The following is a 19,603-nucleotide window of genomic DNA, read 5'->3' as shown; positions in this document are numbered from 1 at the left end:
CAATGAAAATACTGGCTTTGAGGGGCGAAAATCTCGCCAGCTTACAAACACAGTTTGAGATTGATTTTGCCAACGGGCGTTTGGGCGAGGCCGGCTTGTTTGCCATTACCGGCAAAACCGGGGCCGGCAAATCAAGTTTGCTGGATGCCATTTGTCTGGCGTTGTACGACCGCATACCGCGTTTACAGTCGAATAAAAAAAATGATGCGGAAATCGGACGGGGCGACGACGAGAACCGGATCAGAGCTAACGACGTACGCAGTATCCTTTCCCGCGGGAAAGCGGACGCGTTCTCCGAGGTTGATTTTCAGGCCAATGATGGCTCACGGTGGCGAGCCCGATGGCAGGTTCGCCGGGCCAGAGGCAATGCAGAAGGGCGGGTGCAGCCTTCTGAACAGTGGCTGGAAAACCTGGAATCCGGGCAGAGGTTTGCAGGTAAAAAACAAGAAGTACAGGTGGAAATCGAGCGTCTTATTGGACTGACTTTCGAGCAGTTCCGCCGGGCCGTGATGTTGCCGCAGGGCGAGTTTGCGGCCTTTCTTAAGGCCGCCGCCGATGAACGTGCGGCTTTGCTCGAGCGCATGACTGGCGGTGAAATTTACGGCCGTCTGTCAGTGGCCGCTTACGAAAGAGCCCGCGAAGAGAAGCTGAAGCTGCAGCAGTTGCAGGAAAAACTGGGTGATATTGCGTTGCTCAGCGACGACGAGAAGCAGGCATTGCATGCGCAGATTACCGCCCTGAAAACTCAGCTGGCCGAGCTTGATGCACGGCTGGCGGCGCTGAGCCAGCATCAGCAGACGTTCAGCACCGACAAAACACTGCAGGAGCGGGTGGCGCAGAGCCAGCAGGCACTGACCGGGGCGATCGCAGAAAGTACCCAGGCTGCCCCTCGCATTGCCTACCTGACTCAGCTCGAGGCAGCGCAACCTGCACGGGCCGATTTCACTTTGCTGACCCAGTCGGTACAGCAAATCGCCCGTTTGGAGACCTCACTGAGCGACGCTCAGCAGGCGCTGGCGCAGGATCAGCAGCAGCGACTCAGTGCCGATCAGGCCGTCGTGCAAGCCAGGCAGTCACTGGAACAGGCACAGCAGGAATGGCTGATGCTGGAACCCAAGTTAAAACAGGCGCAAATGCTGGATCAACAGCGGCAGGGGCTGGAGCAGCAACATCAGCTGCTGATACAGGATGCTCAGGCGCTGCAACAGCAATTGGATCAGGAAGACAGGGAATATCAGCACCAGCAGAGTGTCCAGCAGCAGCTTCAGGCGCAAAGCCGACAGCTGTCAAAGCAACTGGATGACAATATTAGCCTGGCCGCCGTAGCTGAACAGTTTCAGCCTGTGCTGGATAACCTGAAACAATATCTGACCGCCCACCGTTCCATGTCCCGTCTCAGAAAAGACATTCAGCAAGGGCAGCAGGAGCAGCAGGCATACCGGCTCGATGACAGCAAGCTGAAACAAGACAGTGAGCACCTGCTGACACAGAGGCAGCAGCTGGAAAAACAGCGTGCTGAGCTGAATGTCGACGAGGTGAGCGCTGAGCAGGAGCAGAGCCAGCAGGCTTACCGCCGTCATCAGCAACGTCTTGATGATCTTCGTCAGGCGATGGCTGCCACACAGGAATGGTGTGGCTTGCTGGATCACCAAAGCCGGCTGATGCAGGAAAAACAGGAGCTGGAATCAGCCAGTCAGCAGACAGAGCAGAAATTGCAGGCTCTAGTGCCTGAGCTGAACCTGCTCAGCGCACGGGCGGAAGAATCCGACTATCAGTTTCAGCAAAGCCAGGCTGTGCTGCAGCTGAGCGATTATCGCAGCCAGCTGAAACAGGATGAGCCATGCCCTTTGTGTGGCGGGTTGGACCATCCTTATGCGGCCAGTCATCCGGCAGTCGATAGCGTACTGGAGCAGCACAACCAACGACGGCAGGCACTGGCGAAGCAGTTACAGGCGCTGGAAGGCGAACGCCACCATCTGGCGCAGCTGGTACCGCAATACACCCAACGCCTGGCAGTTGTTAACGATGAGCTGGCCAGTATCGCCGCGGTCTCAGCGAAGGCGGCGGCTCAGGCAGCCGATTGTGCCAAGGCATTACATATCGAATTCACTGAGCACATGCCCCTGGCCTCACTGCGCGAACAACTGACTGCCTGGCAGCATGAAGCAGGGCAATTATCCCCGCAACTGCGTCAGCTTCAGCAGCAGTATGAAAGCGGCCAGCTGCAATTGCGGCAGGCCAGAGAGCTGGAGCAGCAGTATCAGCAAGTGGTACAGGCGGAAAACAAACTCGCGCATGACATCCACCGGTTAGCTCAGGGAGAAGCGGGCCGGCAAGCCAGACTGACCTCGCTGGAAGAGCAGTGCATTGAACAGCAAACTCTGCTCAGTCAGCGAGCTGAGACCCTGAACAAGCAGTTCGGCAGCGAGGCCTGGCTGGAGGGGTTGCGTCAGCTGGGGGAAGAACAATATACCCAGCAGTTAACCCGGCAGGTGGAGGATTACCTCAAGTGCCAGCAGGATCTGATCACTGCAGACAAACAGCTGCAGGCGTTGGCTCCAGAGCTGGCACAGCGCCAGACCCGTATTCAGAACCTGCAGAAACAACTGACAGAAGCTGCGCATAAACAAGCGGCACTTAAAGGGCAGCTTGAGCAGCTATGGCTGGAAAGAAAAGTGCTGGTGGGTGAGCAGGCGCTTACTCCGCTGGAGTCGCAGCATAAAGCCTTACTGGAAGCGGCCCGTCAGTCGCTCAGCAACTGCGAGCAGCAGCGGCAGCAGGCCGGTGAGCGCCATGCCGCCACGCAGTCGGCCTTAAACAGCACCCGGCAACAATTACAAGAGGTCAAAACCGCGCACACTTCAGTGCAGCAGCAGTGGCAGAGCTGGCTTCAAAAACTGGGGATGTCGGAGCAGGAACTGATGACTTTGCTGAGCAAGGATGAAGGCTGGGTGGCGCAGGAAAAAGCGGCGCTGCGAGTGATTGAGCAGGCACAGGCTGCCGCGCAGACCCGGTTGGCAGAGCGGAAACAGTCGCTGAAAGATCATCAGCCCAGCGTGGATGCCGCCAAAGCCTGGCTGTCTGCGCAGGGTATTGCGCTGGAGAGTGAAAGCCAGAGTGAGCACCAGGGTCAGTGGCAAGCGGACAAGCAGGCATTGGAAGAGCAGCATTTTACTCTGCGACAGCGTCTGGTGCAGGCGGATCAGGCAGAGCAACTGGCCGGTACCCTGACCCGGCAGTTGCAGCAGCAACAAGTGAACACTGAGCTCTGGCTTGAGATGAGTGAGCTGATCGGTTCAGCAAACGGTAATAAATTCAGAACGCTGGCGCAGGGACTGACATTGCAGCAACTGGTGCTGCTGGCCAATGAGCATTTGCAGGATCTGGCGCCGCGCTATGCTCTTCAGCCTGTGCCGGGCAGCCCGCTGGCGTTGCAGGTGGTCGACCACGATATGGGTGATGAAGTGCGCAGCGTTGAGTCATTATCCGGCGGGGAGAGCTTTCTGGTGTCGCTGGCGCTGGCACTGGCGCTGGCTTCCCTGGCGGCAGACACCCGCCAGTTGGGTTCCCTGTTTATTGATGAAGGGTTCGGTACTCTGGATCCCGACAGCCTGGAAATGGCGCTGGCCTGTCTGGATGCGCTGCAGGCCGATGGCCGCCAGATCGGGGTGATTTCCCATGTCGGCACGTTGGTAGAGCGAATTGGTGTCCAGGTCGCGGTCGAAGCCATGGGCGGCGGTCGCAGCCGGGTTCGGATCTTAGGTTAAGTCTGGTAAATCGCGGATATCATGACAGTTTGATAGCAATCGGGTGAAGCTTTTCGCCTCTTGGTCACAAAAGTGTCATACTTTATTCGGATAATGGCGCCAGACAGAGAGCTATGACTTAGGTATCGAGACTATGGTTAGACGGATTCTAGTGGTTGAGGATGAAGCACCGATCCGCGAAATGCTGTGCTTTGTGCTGGAACAAAAAGGCTATCAGGCCATTGAAGCAGAAGATTATGACTCCGCGCTGGAGAAGATCTGCGAACCTTTTCCTGAGCTGATCCTGCTCGACTGGATGTTGCCGGGCGGGTCAGGGATCAATCTGATTAAACACCTCAAGCGTGATGAGGTTACCCGCAGCATTCCTGTTGTGATGTTAACAGCGCGTGGTGAGGAAGAAGATAAAGTGCGTGGGCTGGAAGTGGGCGCGGATGATTACATCACCAAACCTTTCTCTCCCAAAGAGCTGATGGCCCGTCTGAAAGCCGTGATGCGCCGTGTGTCGCCAACGTCACTGGATGATGTGATAGACGTGCAGGGGCTGAAGCTGGATCCTGTTTCACACCGCGTGACCTCTAATGATGATCCGCTGGATATGGGGCCGACAGAGTTCAAGATGCTGCATTTCTTTATGACGCATCAGGAGCGGGTATACAGCCGCGAACAACTGCTGAACAATGTCTGGGGCACCAATGTCTATGTCGAAGACAGGACGGTCGATGTGCATATTCGTCGCTTGCGTAAGGCATTGGAGTGCGGCGGACACGATAAAATGGTACAGACGGTGCGTGGTGCCGGATACCGTTTTTCAACAAGGGTTTAATGACCACGTAAAAGGACGATGAGTCAGTAACTGGTTGTACGGCCGGGTTAAGCCGCAGTTACTGGCGGGAGACATGAATGGTAGAACGCTTGTCATGGAAAAAGCTGGTCCGGGAACTGGCTTTTTTTTATTTCCCCTGGGTTATCCTCGGGCTGATCTTTGGTTACATGCCCTGGTTTTTGCTGGCTGCAAGCTGGATTCTGCTGGGCTGGCACTGTCACCATCAACTTAAAATGTCCCGCTGGCTGTGGACGGATCGCAGTCTGACACCGCCTTCAGGGTCGGGAAGCTGGGAGCCGCTGTTTAACGGTATTTACCGCCTGCAGCAAAGAAATCGCCGCCGTCGCCGTGAACTGGCGACCCTGATCCGCCGTTTCCGCAATGGTGCCGAGTCGCTGCCGGATGCTGTTGTGGTGTTTCGCAGCGAGGGCAATATCGTCTGGTGTAACAAACTGGCGCAGAACCTGTTGGGTCTCCGCTGGCCGGATGATGCCGGCCAGCCGGTCAGTAACCTGCTGCGCAGTCCGGATTTTGTCCGCTATCTGGCCAGACAGGATTTTGAAGATCCGCTGGAAATCACCTCGCCGCTTAATTACGACCGAACGCTGGAGCTGCGTATCATGCGCTACACCGAGGGTGAATACCTGATGGTGGTGCGAGATATTTCTCAGCTCAAGCAGCTGGAAGGGATGCGCCGCAACTTTTTTGCCAATGTCTCGCACGAACTGCGCACGCCTATGACCGTCTTGCAGGGCTATCTGGAAATGTCCCGTGACCCGGATATGCTGATCGGCCCGATGTGGGAAAAAGCCCACGACGTGATGACAGAGCAGCTGACGCGGATGAATTCGCTGGTTGAGCAATTGCTCACCCTGTCCAAAATTGAAGCGGCCCCTCACCTGGATCTGGAAGATAGAGTTGATGTCCCCGCCATGCTGGATGTGCTCGAAAAAGAGGCTATCTCGCTCAGTGGTGATAAAAATCAGATCTTTGAGTTTAATGTCGATGAATCACTTCAGGTATTTGGCGATGCAGATCAACTGCGCAGCGCCATTTCGAATCTGGTCTATAACGCCGTCAAACATACGCCGCCTGAGTGTAAAGTGACGGTACGCTGGTTCCTGTCGCCCAAAGGGCCGCGGCTGGAAGTCACAGATACCGGTAGTGGCATTGAGCCGCAGCACATACACAGGCTGACCGAACGATTCTACCGGGTTGATAAAGCGCGCTCGCGTGAAACGGGCGGCAGTGGCCTGGGGCTGGCAATAGTGAAACATGCACTGAGCCATCATGATAGCTTTCTTGAAATTGAAAGTGTGGTTGACGAGGGAAGCACTTTCTCGTTTACGCTGCCACAACGCCTGATTGCGAAGGCAGCCTGAGTCAGACTGGAATGAGTTGCGGCTGGCCTGTTGGCCGGCAGAGGAGATGAGCGGTAAATGAAACACAAAGGCTGGGTGGCAACATTGAAGTGGGGGTGGCTTGGGGCGATGAGCATGCTGAGTGGCGGTCATGCGCTGGCGCAGGATGCACCGGCTCCTGCACCGTATCAGAACGTTGAAGGTGTAGCCGGCGTGCTGAACTCTGTCGGATCTGACACTTTTGCCAACCTGATGACTTACTGGTCTGAAGCGTTTATGCAACGCTATCCCAATGTGAATATTCAGGTGCAGGCAGCGGGCTCATCCACAGCACCGACGGCTCTTATTGAAGCCACAGCCCAGCTTGGCCCGATGAGCCGCCCGATGAAGAGCCGGGAAATGACCGCTTTTGAACAGAATTACGGCTACAAGCCCACGGCGGTCAGGGTGGCGATTGATGCGCTTGCCGTTTTTGTCCATGAAGATAATCCCTTGCAGGGGCTGCGTTATCGGGAACTGGATGCGATTTTCTCCCGCACTCTGCGTTGCGGTGCCAATTCGCCAATCACTCACTGGGGGCAACTGGGATTAACCGGTCGCTGGGCGCAGCGTGATATTCAGCGTTTTGGCCGTAACTCAGTCTCTGGCACTTATGGTTATTTCAAACAGAAAGCCTTGTGCAATGGTGATTTCCGCAATGATGTCAACGAGCAGCCCGGTTCGGCGTCAGTGGTGCAGTCGGTATCGACCTCGCTCAATGCCATAGGTTATTCGGGTATCGGTTACCGGACCTCAGGGATCCGGGCATTGCCTATCGCTCAGGGGGATGGCCCTTTCATTGCGGCCACCAAAGCCAATGCTGCCAACGGCAGCTACCCGTTGGCGCGCTATTTGCTGATTTACGTGAATAAAGCGCCCGGCAAACCCTTACCTAAACTGGATGCGGAATTCCTGCGCTTCATTTTATCCAGTGACGGTCAGCAAATGGTGGATAAGGACGGTTACGTGCCTTTACCCGCGGCGGTGATCGCCAGAGAGCTGGCGGCGCTGGGGCTGGCGGATGCAAAGTAAAACGCTGTATCTGCGGGCAGTAAGGCTGCGGGGTTACTGATTGCGTGGCAACAAAAGCCAGGGGTTGGAATAAAAGACAACAGCTCAATCACCGAAAAAACGGGTTGAGCTGTTTGTGGCACTGTTTGCTATGGTTTTCGCTTGGCCTTGCTATTCGCTTTCTTCATCCGGTGAGATCGACAGCTCCCAGCCGGTTTTCTGCCAGTAATCCCGCTCTTTGGCCAGATCGGCCGCCAGTAATCGGTTGTTACCCTGCCAGCCATCAGGCAGGGTGAGCTGCCATTTTTCTTTATCGGCACTCAGGCTAAGTGCTGGCAACGGCTCATCTGAGCGCTGTCCATGCAGGGCGACGGCCAGGCGCAGGGCGCGGATCATCGGATAGATGTGTTTACGGTTATAAATGGTCAGCTCTGGCATTTCATCGAGCTTGAGCGACTTGCGCTGGTAGCGCACTAAGGTGGCCAGCACTGTCTGCTGTTCAAGATTGAACCCCGGCATTGTGCTGTGGCGCAACAGATAAGCGGAGTGTCGGTGAAAGCCGGGATAGCTGATACTCAGTCCGACTTCATGCAACAAAGCTCCCCAGCTGAGTAAGGACGCCAGTTCAGGCGTGTGGCTGGCGGATGGGTCGGCAATCTGTCCGTACAAATGCTCTGCCGTGCTTCTTACCCGGGTAGCCTGATCGATATCCACGTTGTACTGCTGTGCCATCGCAGTCGCGGTCCGGCTTCTGATATCACTGTGACGGAATCTGTCTTCCATTTCATACAGCAGTCCTTCACGCAGCGCACCATCCGAGAAGATCATAGTGTCGATTTTCAGTGCGCTGAATACCGCACTTAAGATGGCCACCCCTGCCGCAAAAACCGGTTTGCGATCCTCGCTCAGTCCTGGCAGGTTGAGCTCAGCGCTCTGTTTGCAGGCGGAAACCTGTTTGACCACTTCATCCAGCCGCTCTTGGGTGATCACACCGTCGGCATGGCCCTGGGCGATGATCACTTCCCGGATAGCTTTGATAGTACCCGAGGAGCCTATGGCCGTGTCCCAGCCCGCTTTGCGATACTTGCTGGCAATGCTTTCCAGCTTCTGCAGCGCCGCCATCTGGGCTTTGTTGATGGCTTTGGCGGAAATTTTGCCGTTGGGAAAGAAGTGCTGGTTGTAACTTACGCAGCCCATGTGCTTACTGTACTGAAGCTTGGGATCAAAGCCTTCGCCGATGATCAGTTCGGTACTGCCGCCGCCAATATCGACCACCAGTTTGCGGCCCGGCTCGTGCTGTGTATGGGCAACCCCCAGATAAATCAGACGTGCTTCCTCTGTACCGGGAATGATTTCAATGGGATAGGGAAGTACACGTTCAGCCCGTTTGAGGAAAACATGGGCATTCCTTGCCTGTCTGAGGGTGTAGGTCGCTGCGATACGGACGTTTTCCGGCGCAAAGCCCTGCAAGCGTTCGGCAAACATGGCCAGACAACTCAGGCCGCGCTGAATGGCGGCCTGATCCAGATCCATATTGTCGTTGAGTCCTTCAGCCAGATGAACGCGCTGCTTATGCCGGCTGACAATCTGCAGGCTATGGCCCACGACCCGGGCAACGACCATATGGAAGCTGTTTGAGCCAATATCTATTGCTGCTATTTCGCGGGGACGCTCAATTTCTATCATGCTGCGTTTTCATTATTCTCTTCGGAGGCCATTGCTTCAGCCTTCTGGCTGGCTTGTTTTTGCATCTTTTTTTCAGACTGCTTCAGATAGTCGTAGATGGCAATTTGCGATCTGATTTTTCGCTTGTTTCCGCGTGGCACATAATTGTTGCTCATCGACTTATCCAGAATTCTCGCTTTGACTGTATCTGAAAACTGAATGTTCAGTATGTCGATGATTTTCTGCTTCAGTTCAGGTTGCCTTATCGGGCAGCCGACTTCAATACGGTTGTCGATATTACGTGTCATCCAGTCGGCGGATGAGATGAACACATCAGGCTCGCCATTATTCTCAAACACCATGACTCTGGGATGCTCAAGGAATCTGTCAACGATACTGATGACCCGTATGTTGTCACTGATACCTGTAATACCCGGCACCAGAGAACACATGCCACGGATGATCATATCTATGCGAACACCGGCGCTGCTGGCCTGGTAGAGACGGTTAATCAGTCCCTTATCCACCAGATTGTTTACCTTGAGTGTAATGGCTGCCGGCAGTTTTTGCTTGGCGTTGGCAATTTCTCTGTCGATCAGTTCATACAAACGGCTGCGCGAGTTTCGCGGTGAGACAATCAACTGATTGAATTTTACCGGCCGGTAGGGGTTCTGAATAAAGCTAAACACCTGACGCACTTCATTGGTCAGTTCAGGATCGGCGGTGAACAGCGAGAAATCGGTGTATATCCGGGCGGTTTTCTCGTGGAAATTGCCTGTGCCTATGTGCGCGTAGCGGACGATAGCCTCGTCTTCCTGGCGTGTGATCAGGCACAGTTTAGAGTGAATTTTCAGTCCGGGAACGCTGAACACGACACGCACACCGGATTCGGTCAGGCGTCTGGCCCATTCGATATTGGCCTCTTCGTCAAAACGCGCTTGCAATTCAACCACCACAGTGACCTGTTTGCCGTTATTGGCGGCATCTATCATAGAATCAATAATGCGCGAGTTCTTGGCGACCCGGTAAATATTGATGTGGATACTGCGGACTTTAGGATCGAACGCGGCCTGACGGACAAATTCCGTCATGTGGTTGAATGTGTGGTACGGGTAGTACAGCAGGATATCTTGCGCCTTGATGGCCTCGAATGCATTTCTGGCGCTGACAAAGTGGTAGCTGTCCAGTGGCGGCAAAGGTTTGTTTTCCAGATAGCTTCGGCCAATATTCGGAAAACTGATGAAATCTTTAAAGTTGTGATAGCGGCCACCGGGAATAATGCTGTCGTAGCTGGATACTTTCAGCAAGCCGCACAATTTTTCGATCAGCTCCCCCGGCATATCGCGCTGGTAGACAAAACGTACCGGCATAGCCGTCAGGCGCTGATTCAGGCCTTCCGACATCAGCTCTAAGATACCGTGGTCAACCTCTTGGCTGAGATCGTATTCGGCATCCCGGGTCATTTTCATCGAATAGGCCGCCAGACTGTCATAATCGAAAAAAGCCTTGAAAATATCATCCAGACACAGCCGGATAATATTATCTAACAGAATCAGTGTTTTTCTGTTTTTACCTTTAGACTCAGGCACTTTAATGAAGCGAGGCAGCTGGTCGGTCGGAATTTCCAGCAAGGCATACTGGCTGCTGTCCCCCTGCTTCATGTCGATTGCCAGATAGGTATATTCATCCTTGAGAAACTGCAGCAGATCGATATCTTCAGTCAGTAGAATCGGTGTCACGTGAGGCAGTATGGTGTGGCGGAAATACCGTTTCAGCCACTCGACCTGGGTATCATCGACCTGCTGTTCGTTGATGAGGAAAATATGGCGGCGGGCCATTTCGAGCAGGATTTCGTTATACAGGGTATCGAAGTCCTGGTTCATTTTGAGAACCCGGCTTTGGATCTTGCTCAGCAGGTGCTTGGCATTGGTGTCGCCGCTCTGCTCCTGGGTGATCAGAATGCGTCGTTTGACATCGGCAAAACGGACTTTATAAAACTCATCGGTGTTGCTGGAAAAAATACCCAGGAAACGGACACGTTCAATCAGCGGCACTGATTTGTCTGCCGCTTCCTGGAGGACTCGTTCATTAAAAGACAGCCAGCTTAGTTCTTTGTCAATATACAGCGGTTCAGTACTCATGGTTTTCCTAGCATCAGAATCAACAGCAGAGAGCGGCCTGTCTTTCGGTGTTGAAAGGACAACAGCCCTTTAGTGCGCTTCAGTATTTTCAGGTTCTTCAAAATCTATTGTCAGATCATCGGCCAGACTTTCCAGCTGCTGCTGTACGGTCGAGACGGCCAGCTCTGTCGGGATTTCAAGTTCAAACCAGGCAGTGAAGATGGGGTAGCCCCAGTTGGGTGCGCTGTGGGTGTCGGTTTTGAGTTTGTGAATATTGATACCCAGCTCACCAAGACGAGTGGTGACTTCTTTAACGATGCCCGAGCGGTCGTTACCTGTGACTGTGAGCAGCTGCAGGAGAGCGGAAGGCGCCGTGAGCTTGGTATCCTCGGCAATATGAATGTTCAGGCCATCGAGCTTGGACATGGCTTGGCGTAAGGGCTTGACGAACTCTTCCGGGATGTCGACCTGAAGAATACCGGCAAACTGACCTGCCAATTTGCTCATACTGCTGCCCAGCCAGTTGCCTTTGTGCTGATAAACGGTATCTGATAATGCCCCCACTAAACCCGGGCGATCCTGACCAATGACTGTAATGACAAGGTGTTTCATGTCGCGTCTCCTTCTGGTAGCGGTTAAATTCATTATCTGACCACGATCAGATTATGTCCAGACAGGAGACTTACTGAGTCATCGGAATTCGGCTACCGTCATAAATCATTAAGAATACGGTAATTTTGTTGCAGATTGATGTCAGCTATTCCCTCGGTATCTCACAATAAAAAGGCCAGCAATAAACTGCAAGTCGCTGTAATATTACTGTCATCTAACAGACATATACTTTGTCAGTTTGTAACTTTCATGGGGTGAGAATGGCAGATGCCGGTGCATTTTTGACTGACAATAACCGTAACCGTAACCGTCAACGAAAAGACAGGTTTGCGCGTTATGGAGTGATTGCCGGTGGAATATCTGTCCTTCTGACGCTTGTTCTGATCTTTTTCTATTTGCTCTTTGTGATAGTGCCTGTGTTTGCACCGGCCCGCATCACGCCGGTTCAGTCGTTTTCCATTCCGCTGACCGACACAACAGAAGTGCGTTTCAACGAACAGAATACCCATGCATTTCACTTCTCTTCTGAGGGGCAGATCAGCCTGGTCGCACTCAATGCCAGTGAGGGACAACCGCCGGTTACGCAACAGCAGGCTGTGATGGCTAACCCGACCAGCTTCGCCGCCACTTTGCCTAACGAGCATGTGTTTGCCTATGGTGACCAGTCTGGTGGTGTCACTGTGGTGAAGCCGCTGATCCGGCAGGGACAACTGGTGATGAGCTACCCCCTGTCTGCCCCTTATATTGAGCTTGATAGTCAGGGTAAGTCCCTGGTTAAGCTGGCAGTTTCAGTGCGTCGTCAGGTGGCCGTTCTGGTTGGCGTAACACAGGACCAGCGGCTTGTGGCCAAGGCTTTCCATCGTGGCAGCGGTCTCGATACCGGTGAACAGGCGTGGCAGGAAACCCAACTTGCTATGCCTGCTATCGGGCATCCGGTAACGGATATGGTGGTGACGCCGGATGGCCGCACAGTGTATGTGCTCAATGGCCGGCAAGTGACTGTGATTGATTTGCAGCACACTGAAGGGCGGATTCGTCAGCAAACCGATGTCAGTCAGGAAGCGGGTGCTCCGGTCGCCATGACGGCACTTTCCGGTGCCAACTCGCTGTTAATTACCGGCAGCGACGGCAAGGTCATGCAATGGTTTGAAGTGGTGAATGCGGGGCAACGCCAGCTGATATCTGCCCGCACATTTTCAGCCGAGACAGGTGCCCTGCATCTGGTGGTGCCTGAATATTACCGCAAAGGCTTCCTCGCTGTTCAGGATGGCGGCAGGCTGACGGGATATTACATGGCCGATTCATCGGCACCTGTGCTGGAATCGCGCCTGTTCAGTCAAATGCCCGATCTGCTGGCTGTCTCACCCCGTGCCGACAGGTTACTGGCGATCTCGGGGGAGCAGTGGCAGTTATTTAAGGTGTCCAACCCTTACCCGGAAGTGAGTTTCAGCAGCCTGTGGCAGAAAGTCTGGTACGAAGGGTATCCGGAACCGGATTATGTCTGGCAGTCCACCTCGGGTACGGATGAAAATGAGCCTAAACTGAGCCTGGTCCCAATTGTTTTCGGTACCCTGAAGGCGGCCATTTACGCCTTGTGTTTTGCGATTCCTCTGGCACTGGCTGGCGCGATTTATACCGCCTATTTTATGTCTTCTTCGATGCGTAAAGTGGTGAAACCGACGATAGAGATCATGGAAGCTCTGCCGACTGTCATTCTGGGCTTTCTGGCCGGCATCTGGCTGGCGCCGATCGTTGAAAATCATTTGATAGGCATAGTGCTCAGCGTGCTGGTGCTGCCCCTGGTGATGGTGGCTGTTGGCTTGGGCTGGGCGATGCTGCCTGGCGGCTGGCAGCGGAAAATGCCAACCGGGCTGCATATTTTGTTGCTGATGCCAACGCTGGTGCTGGCCGGATATCTCTGTTTCTCGCTGAGCCCGATGATCGAACAGGCTTACTTTGGCGGGGATATCCGCAGTTATCTGACCAATACCTGGGGGATTGGTTATGATCAGAGAAATGCACTGGTTGTGGGGATTGCCATGGCTTTTGCGGTGATCCCGACCATTTTTACCATTGCCGAAGATGCCATTTATTCGGTACCGGCCCATCTGAGCAGCGGCTCGCTGGCACTGGGTGCGACGCCCTGGCAGACCCTGACCCGCGTAGTTCTGCTCACCGCCAGCCCGGGGATTTTCTCCGCGGTAATGATGGGGCTGGGACGGGCGGTGGGAGAAACCATGATAGTGCTGATGGCCACCGGCAACACGCCCATTATGGACTGGAACATACTGGAAGGTCTGCGTACGCTGTCGGCAACCATTGCCATTGAAATGCCGGAATCAGAAGTCGGCAGTGCACATTATCGTGTCCTGTTTCTGGCGGCATTTGTTCTGTTTGTTTTTACTTTTTTCTTTAATACCCTGGCTGAAATTGTTCGTCAGCGACTGCGTGAAAAATACAAGTCGCTATGATCACCGGGGCAGAGGCTGTGTGACTGATTAGATGTTGAAATGGATGCGTTCCGGCTCCCCCTGGATCTGGCTGACGGCTGGCACTGTCAGCCTGAGCCTGCTGGCGGTACTGGGCTTGTTACTCATGATAGGCTGGAAGGGGTTGAGTTACTTCTGGCCGGCACAGGTGTATCGGTTTGACGTCAGTCTGACTGATCATCAGCAGGTGATCGTGGGTGAAATTTATGAAACCAGACAGATTCCCCGTCAGCAGTTACTGGAAGCCGGGCATGTGCTGGCGGACAATGACAATCCGACCATTGCCCGTTATCTGATCAAAACAGGTAACCGTGAATTAGCCGATTTAGACTTTGTGACCCTGCTTGAGACACAAATCCGGTCAAAGGAAGTGGCGCATGGGGTGGCGGTGATAGACAGGCTTCGCAACGGCAAGTTTTACGGTTATCCGCAGGCGGTGATAGTTAACGGCATCAGCCACAGTGCCGCTTTATTACCAGACTGGCTGGGCAAGGCTGAAGCCGCCAAAGGCGCGATACTTGAATTACAGCAAAATCAGTATATTCCACTGAACCGTCAACTGGCGTCGCTGGCAGCTAGCAGTGATAAAACGCCTGAATCGACGCGGGGGGAATTGCGGGCTCGCCTGCGTGAGGTTGAGCATGAGCTCAGGCAAATCCGTCAGGTACTGGATGGTCAGTCGCTGCTGATGAAGGATGCTGAAGGGCGAGAGGTGCACATACCGTTGGCGGATATCCTGGATGTCTGGTATCCCAACGATATGTCATTTTCGCAAAAAGTGGCACACTGGGGACGTCAGGTCGGGCACTTTGTCACCGATGCACCGCGTGAAGCGAACACCGAAGGGGGCGTGTTTCCGGCTATTTTCGGTACTGTGCTCATGGTGCTGCTGATGAGCGTGATCGTAACTCCCCTGGGGGTGCTGGCCGCCATTTATCTCCATGAGTATGCGCAGCAGAATCGGCTCACCCGTTTGATTCGTGTGGCGGTGATCAATCTGGCAGGGGTGCCGTCCATCGTGTATGGGGTTTTTGGCCTGGGCTTTTTTGTGTACATGGTTGGCGGCACTATCGACGAGCTGTTTTTTTCGGATCAGTTGCCGGCACCGACCTTTGGCACTCCCGGCATTCTCTGGTCTGCGCTGACACTGGCTATCCTGACGTTGCCTGTGGTGATAGTGTCAACCGAAGAGGGCCTGGCCCGAATACCGCCCTCTATTCGTCACGGCTCGCTGGCACTGGGCGCCACACAAGCAGAAACCTTATGGCGGATTGTGATCCCCATGGCCAGTCCGGCTATCATGACAGGATTAATCCTTGCGGTCGCCAGAGCGGCGGGGGAAGTGGCACCACTGATGCTAGTCGGTGTGGTGAAAATGGCGCCATCCCTGCCGATAGATGCACAGTTTCCGTATTTGCATTTAGACCGAAAGTTCATGCATCTTGGCTACCATATTTATGATGTCGGTTTTCAGAGCCCGAATGTAGAAGCGGCGCGGCCCTTGGTCTATGCGACCTCTTTGCTGCTGGTCACTGTCATTATTGGCCTGAACCTGACCGCCATTGGCATTCGTAATCATTTGCGGGAGAAATTCCGCGATCTGGAACAATAACGAGAAGGATGTAGATGTTTTCATTCAACGCCAGTATGGACTGGCTAAAGCCAGTCGATCTGACCGCACTGCCAGAAGAAAAAACCGCCCTGACGATAGACGGGCTGGATCTGTTTTACGGTCAGAAGCAGGCGCTGTTTAACATCAAAATGAAGATAGCCAAAGGCCAGGTCACGGCCTTTATCGGCCCGTCCGGTTGCGGGAAATCCACCCTGCTGCGCTGTATTAACCGGATGAACGAGCTGGTGGAAGGCTGTCGGGTTGAAGGGCAGATCATGCTACATGGCAGAAACATCTATGATCAGAATGTGGATGTGGCGGCCCTGCGTCGCCGCGTCGGCATGGTTTTTCAGCGCCCTAATCCGTTTCCTAAATCGATTTATGAAAACGTGGTTTACGGGTTACGTCTGCAAGGGGTGAAAAATACCCGGGTGCTGGATGATGCGGTAGAAAATTCACTGCGCGGCGCGGCGCTGTGGGATGAAGTAAAAGATCGTTTGCACGAGAATGCGTTTGGCTTATCCGGCGGCCAGCAGCAGCGTTTGGTGATTGCCCGCGCCATTGCCATTGAGCCTGAGGTGATTTTGCTGGATGAACCGACGTCTGCGCTGGATCCGATCTCGACCCTGACCATTGAAGAGCTGATCAACGATCTGAAGAAAAAATATACGGTGATTATCGTCACCCATAATATGCAGCAGGCCGCCCGGGTGTCAGATAACACGGCCTTTATGCACATGGGCGAGCTGGTGGAGTACGCTTCGACCAATGATATTTTCACCACCCCCAAAGAAAAACGTACTGAAGATTACATCACCGGCAGATACGGATAAGGAATAGAAGATAATGTTAGACAATATGAGCCTTAGTCGTCATATCTCCGGCCAGTTCAATGCCGAACTGGAAAGTATCCGCACCCATGTCCTGGCTATGGGCGGACTGGTTGAGCAACAGCTAACAGATGCGCTCAAGGCGATGCACAAGCAAGATGTCGATCTGGCTCGCAGGGTCATTAAAGATGATCATAAAGTCAATGCGATGGAGGTGGCGATTGATGAAGCCTGTACCCGAATTATTGCCAAACGCCAGCCGACCGCCAGCGACTTGCGTCTGGTGATTGCAATCATCAAGACGATTACCGATCTGGAACGCATTGGCGATGTGGCTGAGAGTATCGCCAAAGTGGCGCTGGAAAACTTCACCAATAAGCAATATAACCTGCTGGTGTCGCTGGAAGCCCTGGGGCAGCATGCTGCCCGTATGTTGCATGAAGTGCTGGACGCCTTTGCCAGAATGGATGTGAAAGCGGCGATTCGCGTGTACCAGGAAGATGACAGAATTGACAGAGAATACGAGGCGATCATCCGGCAGTTGATGACTTACATGATGGAAGATCCGCGATCTATCCCTAATGTGCTGCAAGTGATGTGGTCGGCGCGTTCCATTGAGCGGGTGGGGGATCGCTGCCAGAATATCTGCGAGTACATCATCTATTTCGTCAAGGGCAAAGACATTCGCCATACCAGCCCGCAGGAAATGGAAATTTTCATGGATAATAACCGCTGAATGAATACGGGGAGTCGAACGGCTCCCCGGTTTGCTCTTAATCGTCGCTTTTATCAAAGCGATCCGGCACAAAAGTTTGCTCGTCCATGGGCGGTCGAGTGTAGCCACTCTTGTTGATCTCGGGCAGTATCACTTCCGGGTAGTCGATCTCCTGGTAGGGGATCTGGCTCAAAAAATGCGAAATGCAGTTGATTCTGGCTTGTTTCTTGTCGTCACTCTCAACCACCCACCACGGGCTCTGTTTTGTGTCTGTGTGGGCAAACATCTTGTCTTTTGCCGCCGAATATTCCGCCCAGCGCGAGCGAGATTCCAGATCCATCGGACTGAATTTCCATCGCTTGATCGGGGTATTGATGCGCTCCAGAAAGCGCTTCTCCTGCTCTTCGTCTGAGACCGAGAACCAGTATTTGATCAGTATGATGCCGGATCGTTGCAGCATGCGCTCAAATTCCGGGCAGGCCAGCAGAAACTCATCGTATTCTTCCTCACTGCAAAAGCCCATCACCTTCTCGACCCCGGCACGGTTGTACCAGCTTCTGTCAAACAATACGATTTCACCGGCAGAGGGAAGTTGTTCCACATAACGCTGGAAATACCACTGGGATCTTTCTTTCTCTGTCGGTTTGGGCAAGGCAACTACCCGGCAGACACGGGGGTTGAGCTTTTCGGTGATCCGCTTAATGGTACCGCCTTTGCCTGCCGCATCCCTGCCTTCAAAAATAGCCAGTACTTTCAGGCCTTCCTGTTTGACCCATTCCTGGCATTTGACTAATTCGATTTGCAGACGTTCGAGCTCTTTTTCATAGTCTTTCTTTTTGAGTTTGCTCTGTAACTGTTTGTCAGACATAAATAAATCACATTCCTATTTATTGGGTTCTGCGATAATAATAGCCTGTTTGAGTTAAGTATTATGTGATCGGTTGACTATAGAGGAGAGTTTGAGGACCCGCTCCCGAGCAGGAGCGAGTTTGTGCTCAGTGTTTAAGTGCTGTGATGACCGCGGCGATTTTATCGCTGCTGGTAACAGGAATCGCGTAGTCATTGATCTCTTGACTGCCCATGTGAGCGCCCGAGGCGATATGTTCCATCAGACTTGGCCTGGTCGTTTTGCCCGACAGGTGCAACTCCTTCACGCCGGTCTGCGCGACAATTTTCGCGGCGTTGCTGGCGGTAATCCCTGCACCGGCCATAATGCTCAGGCGATCACCGCAATAGCGAACCATGTCCGCCAGTGTCTCCGCCCCTTCCAGCGCGGTGGATTGCAGCCCGGAAGACAGAACACGCTCGCAGCCTGCACTCATAATGGCATCAAGTGCTTCTGTGTAATTGTCGCATTGATCAATCGCCCGGTGGAAAGTCACGCCCAGCCCTTGGGCCGCTTTCATCAGATCGCTCAGTTGTGCAGCGTCCACTTTGCCCTGCGCCGTCAGCACCCCCAACACGACGCCCTGAAGGCCTATTTGCTTGGCTGCATGGATATCTGCCAGCATGACTTCCATATCTTCGCTGGAGAATAGAAAGTCACCCTGACGGGGGCGAATCATGGCATACACGGGCACCTTAGCGATACGTGCAGCCTGATGCATTAAACCGACACTGGGAGTCAGGCCACCCAGGGCCAGCGATGAGCAAAGCTCTATACGGGTAGCACCGCCCTGTTGAGCGTTGTGCAGTGATTCAATGCTGTCTATACAGACTTCAAGATGAGTCAGGGGAAATGCGGACATGTGGGTGCCTTGTTCAGTAAACCTTGGCAGAGTGTAAACGCAGAGAGGAAAGCTGTCGAAGTGTCAGAGCAATCTCAGTGAAGAAATTGGGATAAAAATAAGCCCGGCACTGTGGCCGGGCTATGCATTCAGCTCAGGGCTGTGTACTTCAGCTCAGGGCTGTGCAATTCAGCGCAAGGCTGTATTACAGGTCAGCAGTGTGCTCAGACAGGTAAGCAGCAACACCTTCTGGAGAACCAGTCATGCCTGCTTTGCCTTCTTCCCACTGTGCCGGGCAAACTTCACCGTTTTTCTGGTGGAAGTTCAGCGCGTCAACCATACGCAGCATCTCGTCGATGTTACGGCCCAGAGGCAGGTCGTTAACAACCTGGTGACGAACAACACCTTCTTCGTCGATCAGGAAAGAACCACGGAAAGCAACGCCAGCTTCTGGGTGCTCAACGTCGTATGCTTTACAGATTTCGTGCTTAACGTCAGCAATCAGAGGGTATTTAACCTGGCCGATACCGCCGTTCTCAACAGCAGTGTTACGCCATGCGTTGTGAGAGAACTGAGAATCGATCGATACACCGATAACTTCAACGCCTTTCGCTTGGAAATCAGCAAAACGCTTGTCGAAAGCGATCAGCTCAGATGGGCAAACAAAAGTGAAGTCCAGAGGGTAGAAGAAAACAACCGCTTTTTTGCCTTCAGTGAATTGCTTGAAGTTGAAGTTATCAACGATTTCACCGTTACCCAGAACTGCAGCAGCTGTGAAATCAGGTGCTTGACGACCTACTAGTACCATATTGGTGCTCCTAATATTGGAATG

General features: G+C 53.5%; 14 protein-coding genes. 8 read left to right on the top strand and 6 right to left on the bottom strand.

Annotated elements, in window-relative coordinates; all coding sequences use genetic code 11:
* The first annotated feature begins 2 nt into the window (after window positions 1–2).
* The 4 genes from D6M16_RS09190 to D6M16_RS09175 all read left to right on the top strand — a co-directional run bounded on the left by D6M16_RS09190 (window position 3) and on the right by D6M16_RS09175 (window position 7,022).
* On the top strand, window positions 3–3,767 hold the full coding sequence (locus D6M16_RS09190) for an AAA family ATPase (RefSeq protein ID WP_120511520.1): 3,765 nt from the start codon (window positions 3–5) through the stop codon (window positions 3,765–3,767).
* Window positions 3,768–3,900: 133 nt separating this feature from the next.
* Entirely contained in the window at window positions 3,901–4,590 is a 690-nt protein-coding gene (gene phoB / locus D6M16_RS09185; RefSeq protein ID WP_027252987.1) for a phosphate regulon transcriptional regulator PhoB, read from the top strand.
* A 77-nt stretch (window positions 4,591–4,667) separates the two neighbouring features.
* Window positions 4,668–5,972 (top strand): phosphate regulon sensor histidine kinase PhoR, encoded by a 1,305-nt coding sequence (phoR, locus tag D6M16_RS09180; protein WP_120511519.1) that lies wholly within the window; start codon window positions 4,668–4,670, stop codon window positions 5,970–5,972.
* Between the two features lie 108 nt (window positions 5,973–6,080).
* Entirely contained in the window at window positions 6,081–7,022 is a 942-nt protein-coding gene (locus D6M16_RS09175) for a PstS family phosphate ABC transporter substrate-binding protein (RefSeq protein ID WP_120511940.1), read from the top strand.
* Between the two features lie 150 nt (window positions 7,023–7,172).
* Here D6M16_RS09175 and ppx read toward each other — a convergent pair whose 3' ends face one another.
* From ppx to D6M16_RS09160, 3 genes are all read right to left on the bottom strand, one after another.
* A complete protein-coding gene (ppx, locus tag D6M16_RS09170) occupies window positions 7,173–8,687 on the bottom strand; it encodes an exopolyphosphatase (RefSeq protein WP_120511518.1) in 1,515 nt (504 codons plus the stop codon).
* Window positions 8,684–10,807, bottom strand: coding sequence for a polyphosphate kinase 1 (gene ppk1, locus D6M16_RS09165; RefSeq protein WP_120511517.1), 2,124 nt, complete (start codon window positions 10,805–10,807; stop codon window positions 8,684–8,686). The genes ppx and ppk1 overlap by 4 nt, the downstream gene beginning before the upstream one ends.
* Window positions 10,808–10,876: 69 nt before the next feature.
* Window positions 10,877–11,398, bottom strand: coding sequence for a glycine cleavage system transcriptional repressor (locus D6M16_RS09160; protein ID WP_120511516.1), 522 nt, complete (start codon window positions 11,396–11,398; stop codon window positions 10,877–10,879).
* Between the two features lie 260 nt (window positions 11,399–11,658).
* On the opposite strand from D6M16_RS09160, the gene D6M16_RS09155 reads away from it, so the two are divergent.
* From D6M16_RS09155 to phoU, 4 genes are read left to right on the top strand one after another with little or no spacing between them, the layout of a single operon-like run.
* Window positions 11,659–13,869, top strand: a complete 2,211-nt coding sequence (locus tag D6M16_RS09155; RefSeq protein WP_120511515.1) for an ABC transporter permease subunit — start codon at window positions 11,659–11,661, stop codon at window positions 13,867–13,869.
* A gap of 31 nt (window positions 13,870–13,900) precedes the next feature.
* Window positions 13,901–15,499, top strand: coding sequence for a phosphate ABC transporter permease PstA (gene pstA, locus D6M16_RS09150; RefSeq protein WP_120511514.1), 1,599 nt, complete (start codon window positions 13,901–13,903; stop codon window positions 15,497–15,499).
* 14 nt (window positions 15,500–15,513) lie between these two features.
* Window positions 15,514–16,332 (top strand): phosphate ABC transporter ATP-binding protein PstB, encoded by an 819-nt coding sequence (gene pstB, locus D6M16_RS09145; RefSeq protein ID WP_120511513.1) that lies wholly within the window; start codon window positions 15,514–15,516, stop codon window positions 16,330–16,332.
* Window positions 16,333–16,345: 13 nt separating this feature from the next.
* The gene (gene phoU / locus D6M16_RS09140) at window positions 16,346–17,065 is read left to right on the top strand and encodes a phosphate signaling complex protein PhoU (protein ID WP_046218882.1); all 720 of its coding nucleotides are present in this window, start codon (window positions 16,346–16,348) and stop codon (window positions 17,063–17,065) included.
* 37 nt (window positions 17,066–17,102) lie between these two features.
* On the opposite strand, the gene ppk2 is transcribed toward phoU, so the two are convergent.
* From ppk2 to D6M16_RS09125, 3 genes are all read right to left on the bottom strand, one after another.
* Complete coding sequence (gene ppk2, locus D6M16_RS09135) at window positions 17,103–17,912, bottom strand: polyphosphate kinase 2 (RefSeq protein WP_120511512.1); 810 nt, start codon at window positions 17,910–17,912, stop codon at window positions 17,103–17,105.
* 127 nt (window positions 17,913–18,039) lie between these two features.
* The gene (locus tag D6M16_RS09130) at window positions 18,040–18,792 is read right to left on the bottom strand and encodes a copper homeostasis protein CutC (RefSeq protein ID WP_120511511.1); all 753 of its coding nucleotides are present in this window, start codon (window positions 18,790–18,792) and stop codon (window positions 18,040–18,042) included.
* A gap of 184 nt (window positions 18,793–18,976) precedes the next feature.
* Window positions 18,977–19,579 (bottom strand): peroxiredoxin C, encoded by a 603-nt coding sequence (locus tag D6M16_RS09125; protein WP_027252976.1) that lies wholly within the window; start codon window positions 19,577–19,579, stop codon window positions 18,977–18,979.
* Window positions 19,580–19,603: the final 24 nt, after the last annotated feature.

The sequence above is a fragment of the Photobacterium salinisoli genome, assembly GCF_003614885.1.
Classification (GTDB): domain Bacteria; phylum Pseudomonadota; class Gammaproteobacteria; order Enterobacterales; family Vibrionaceae; genus Photobacterium; species Photobacterium salinisoli.
This window is presented reverse-complemented; position numbering and strand designations above follow the sequence as displayed.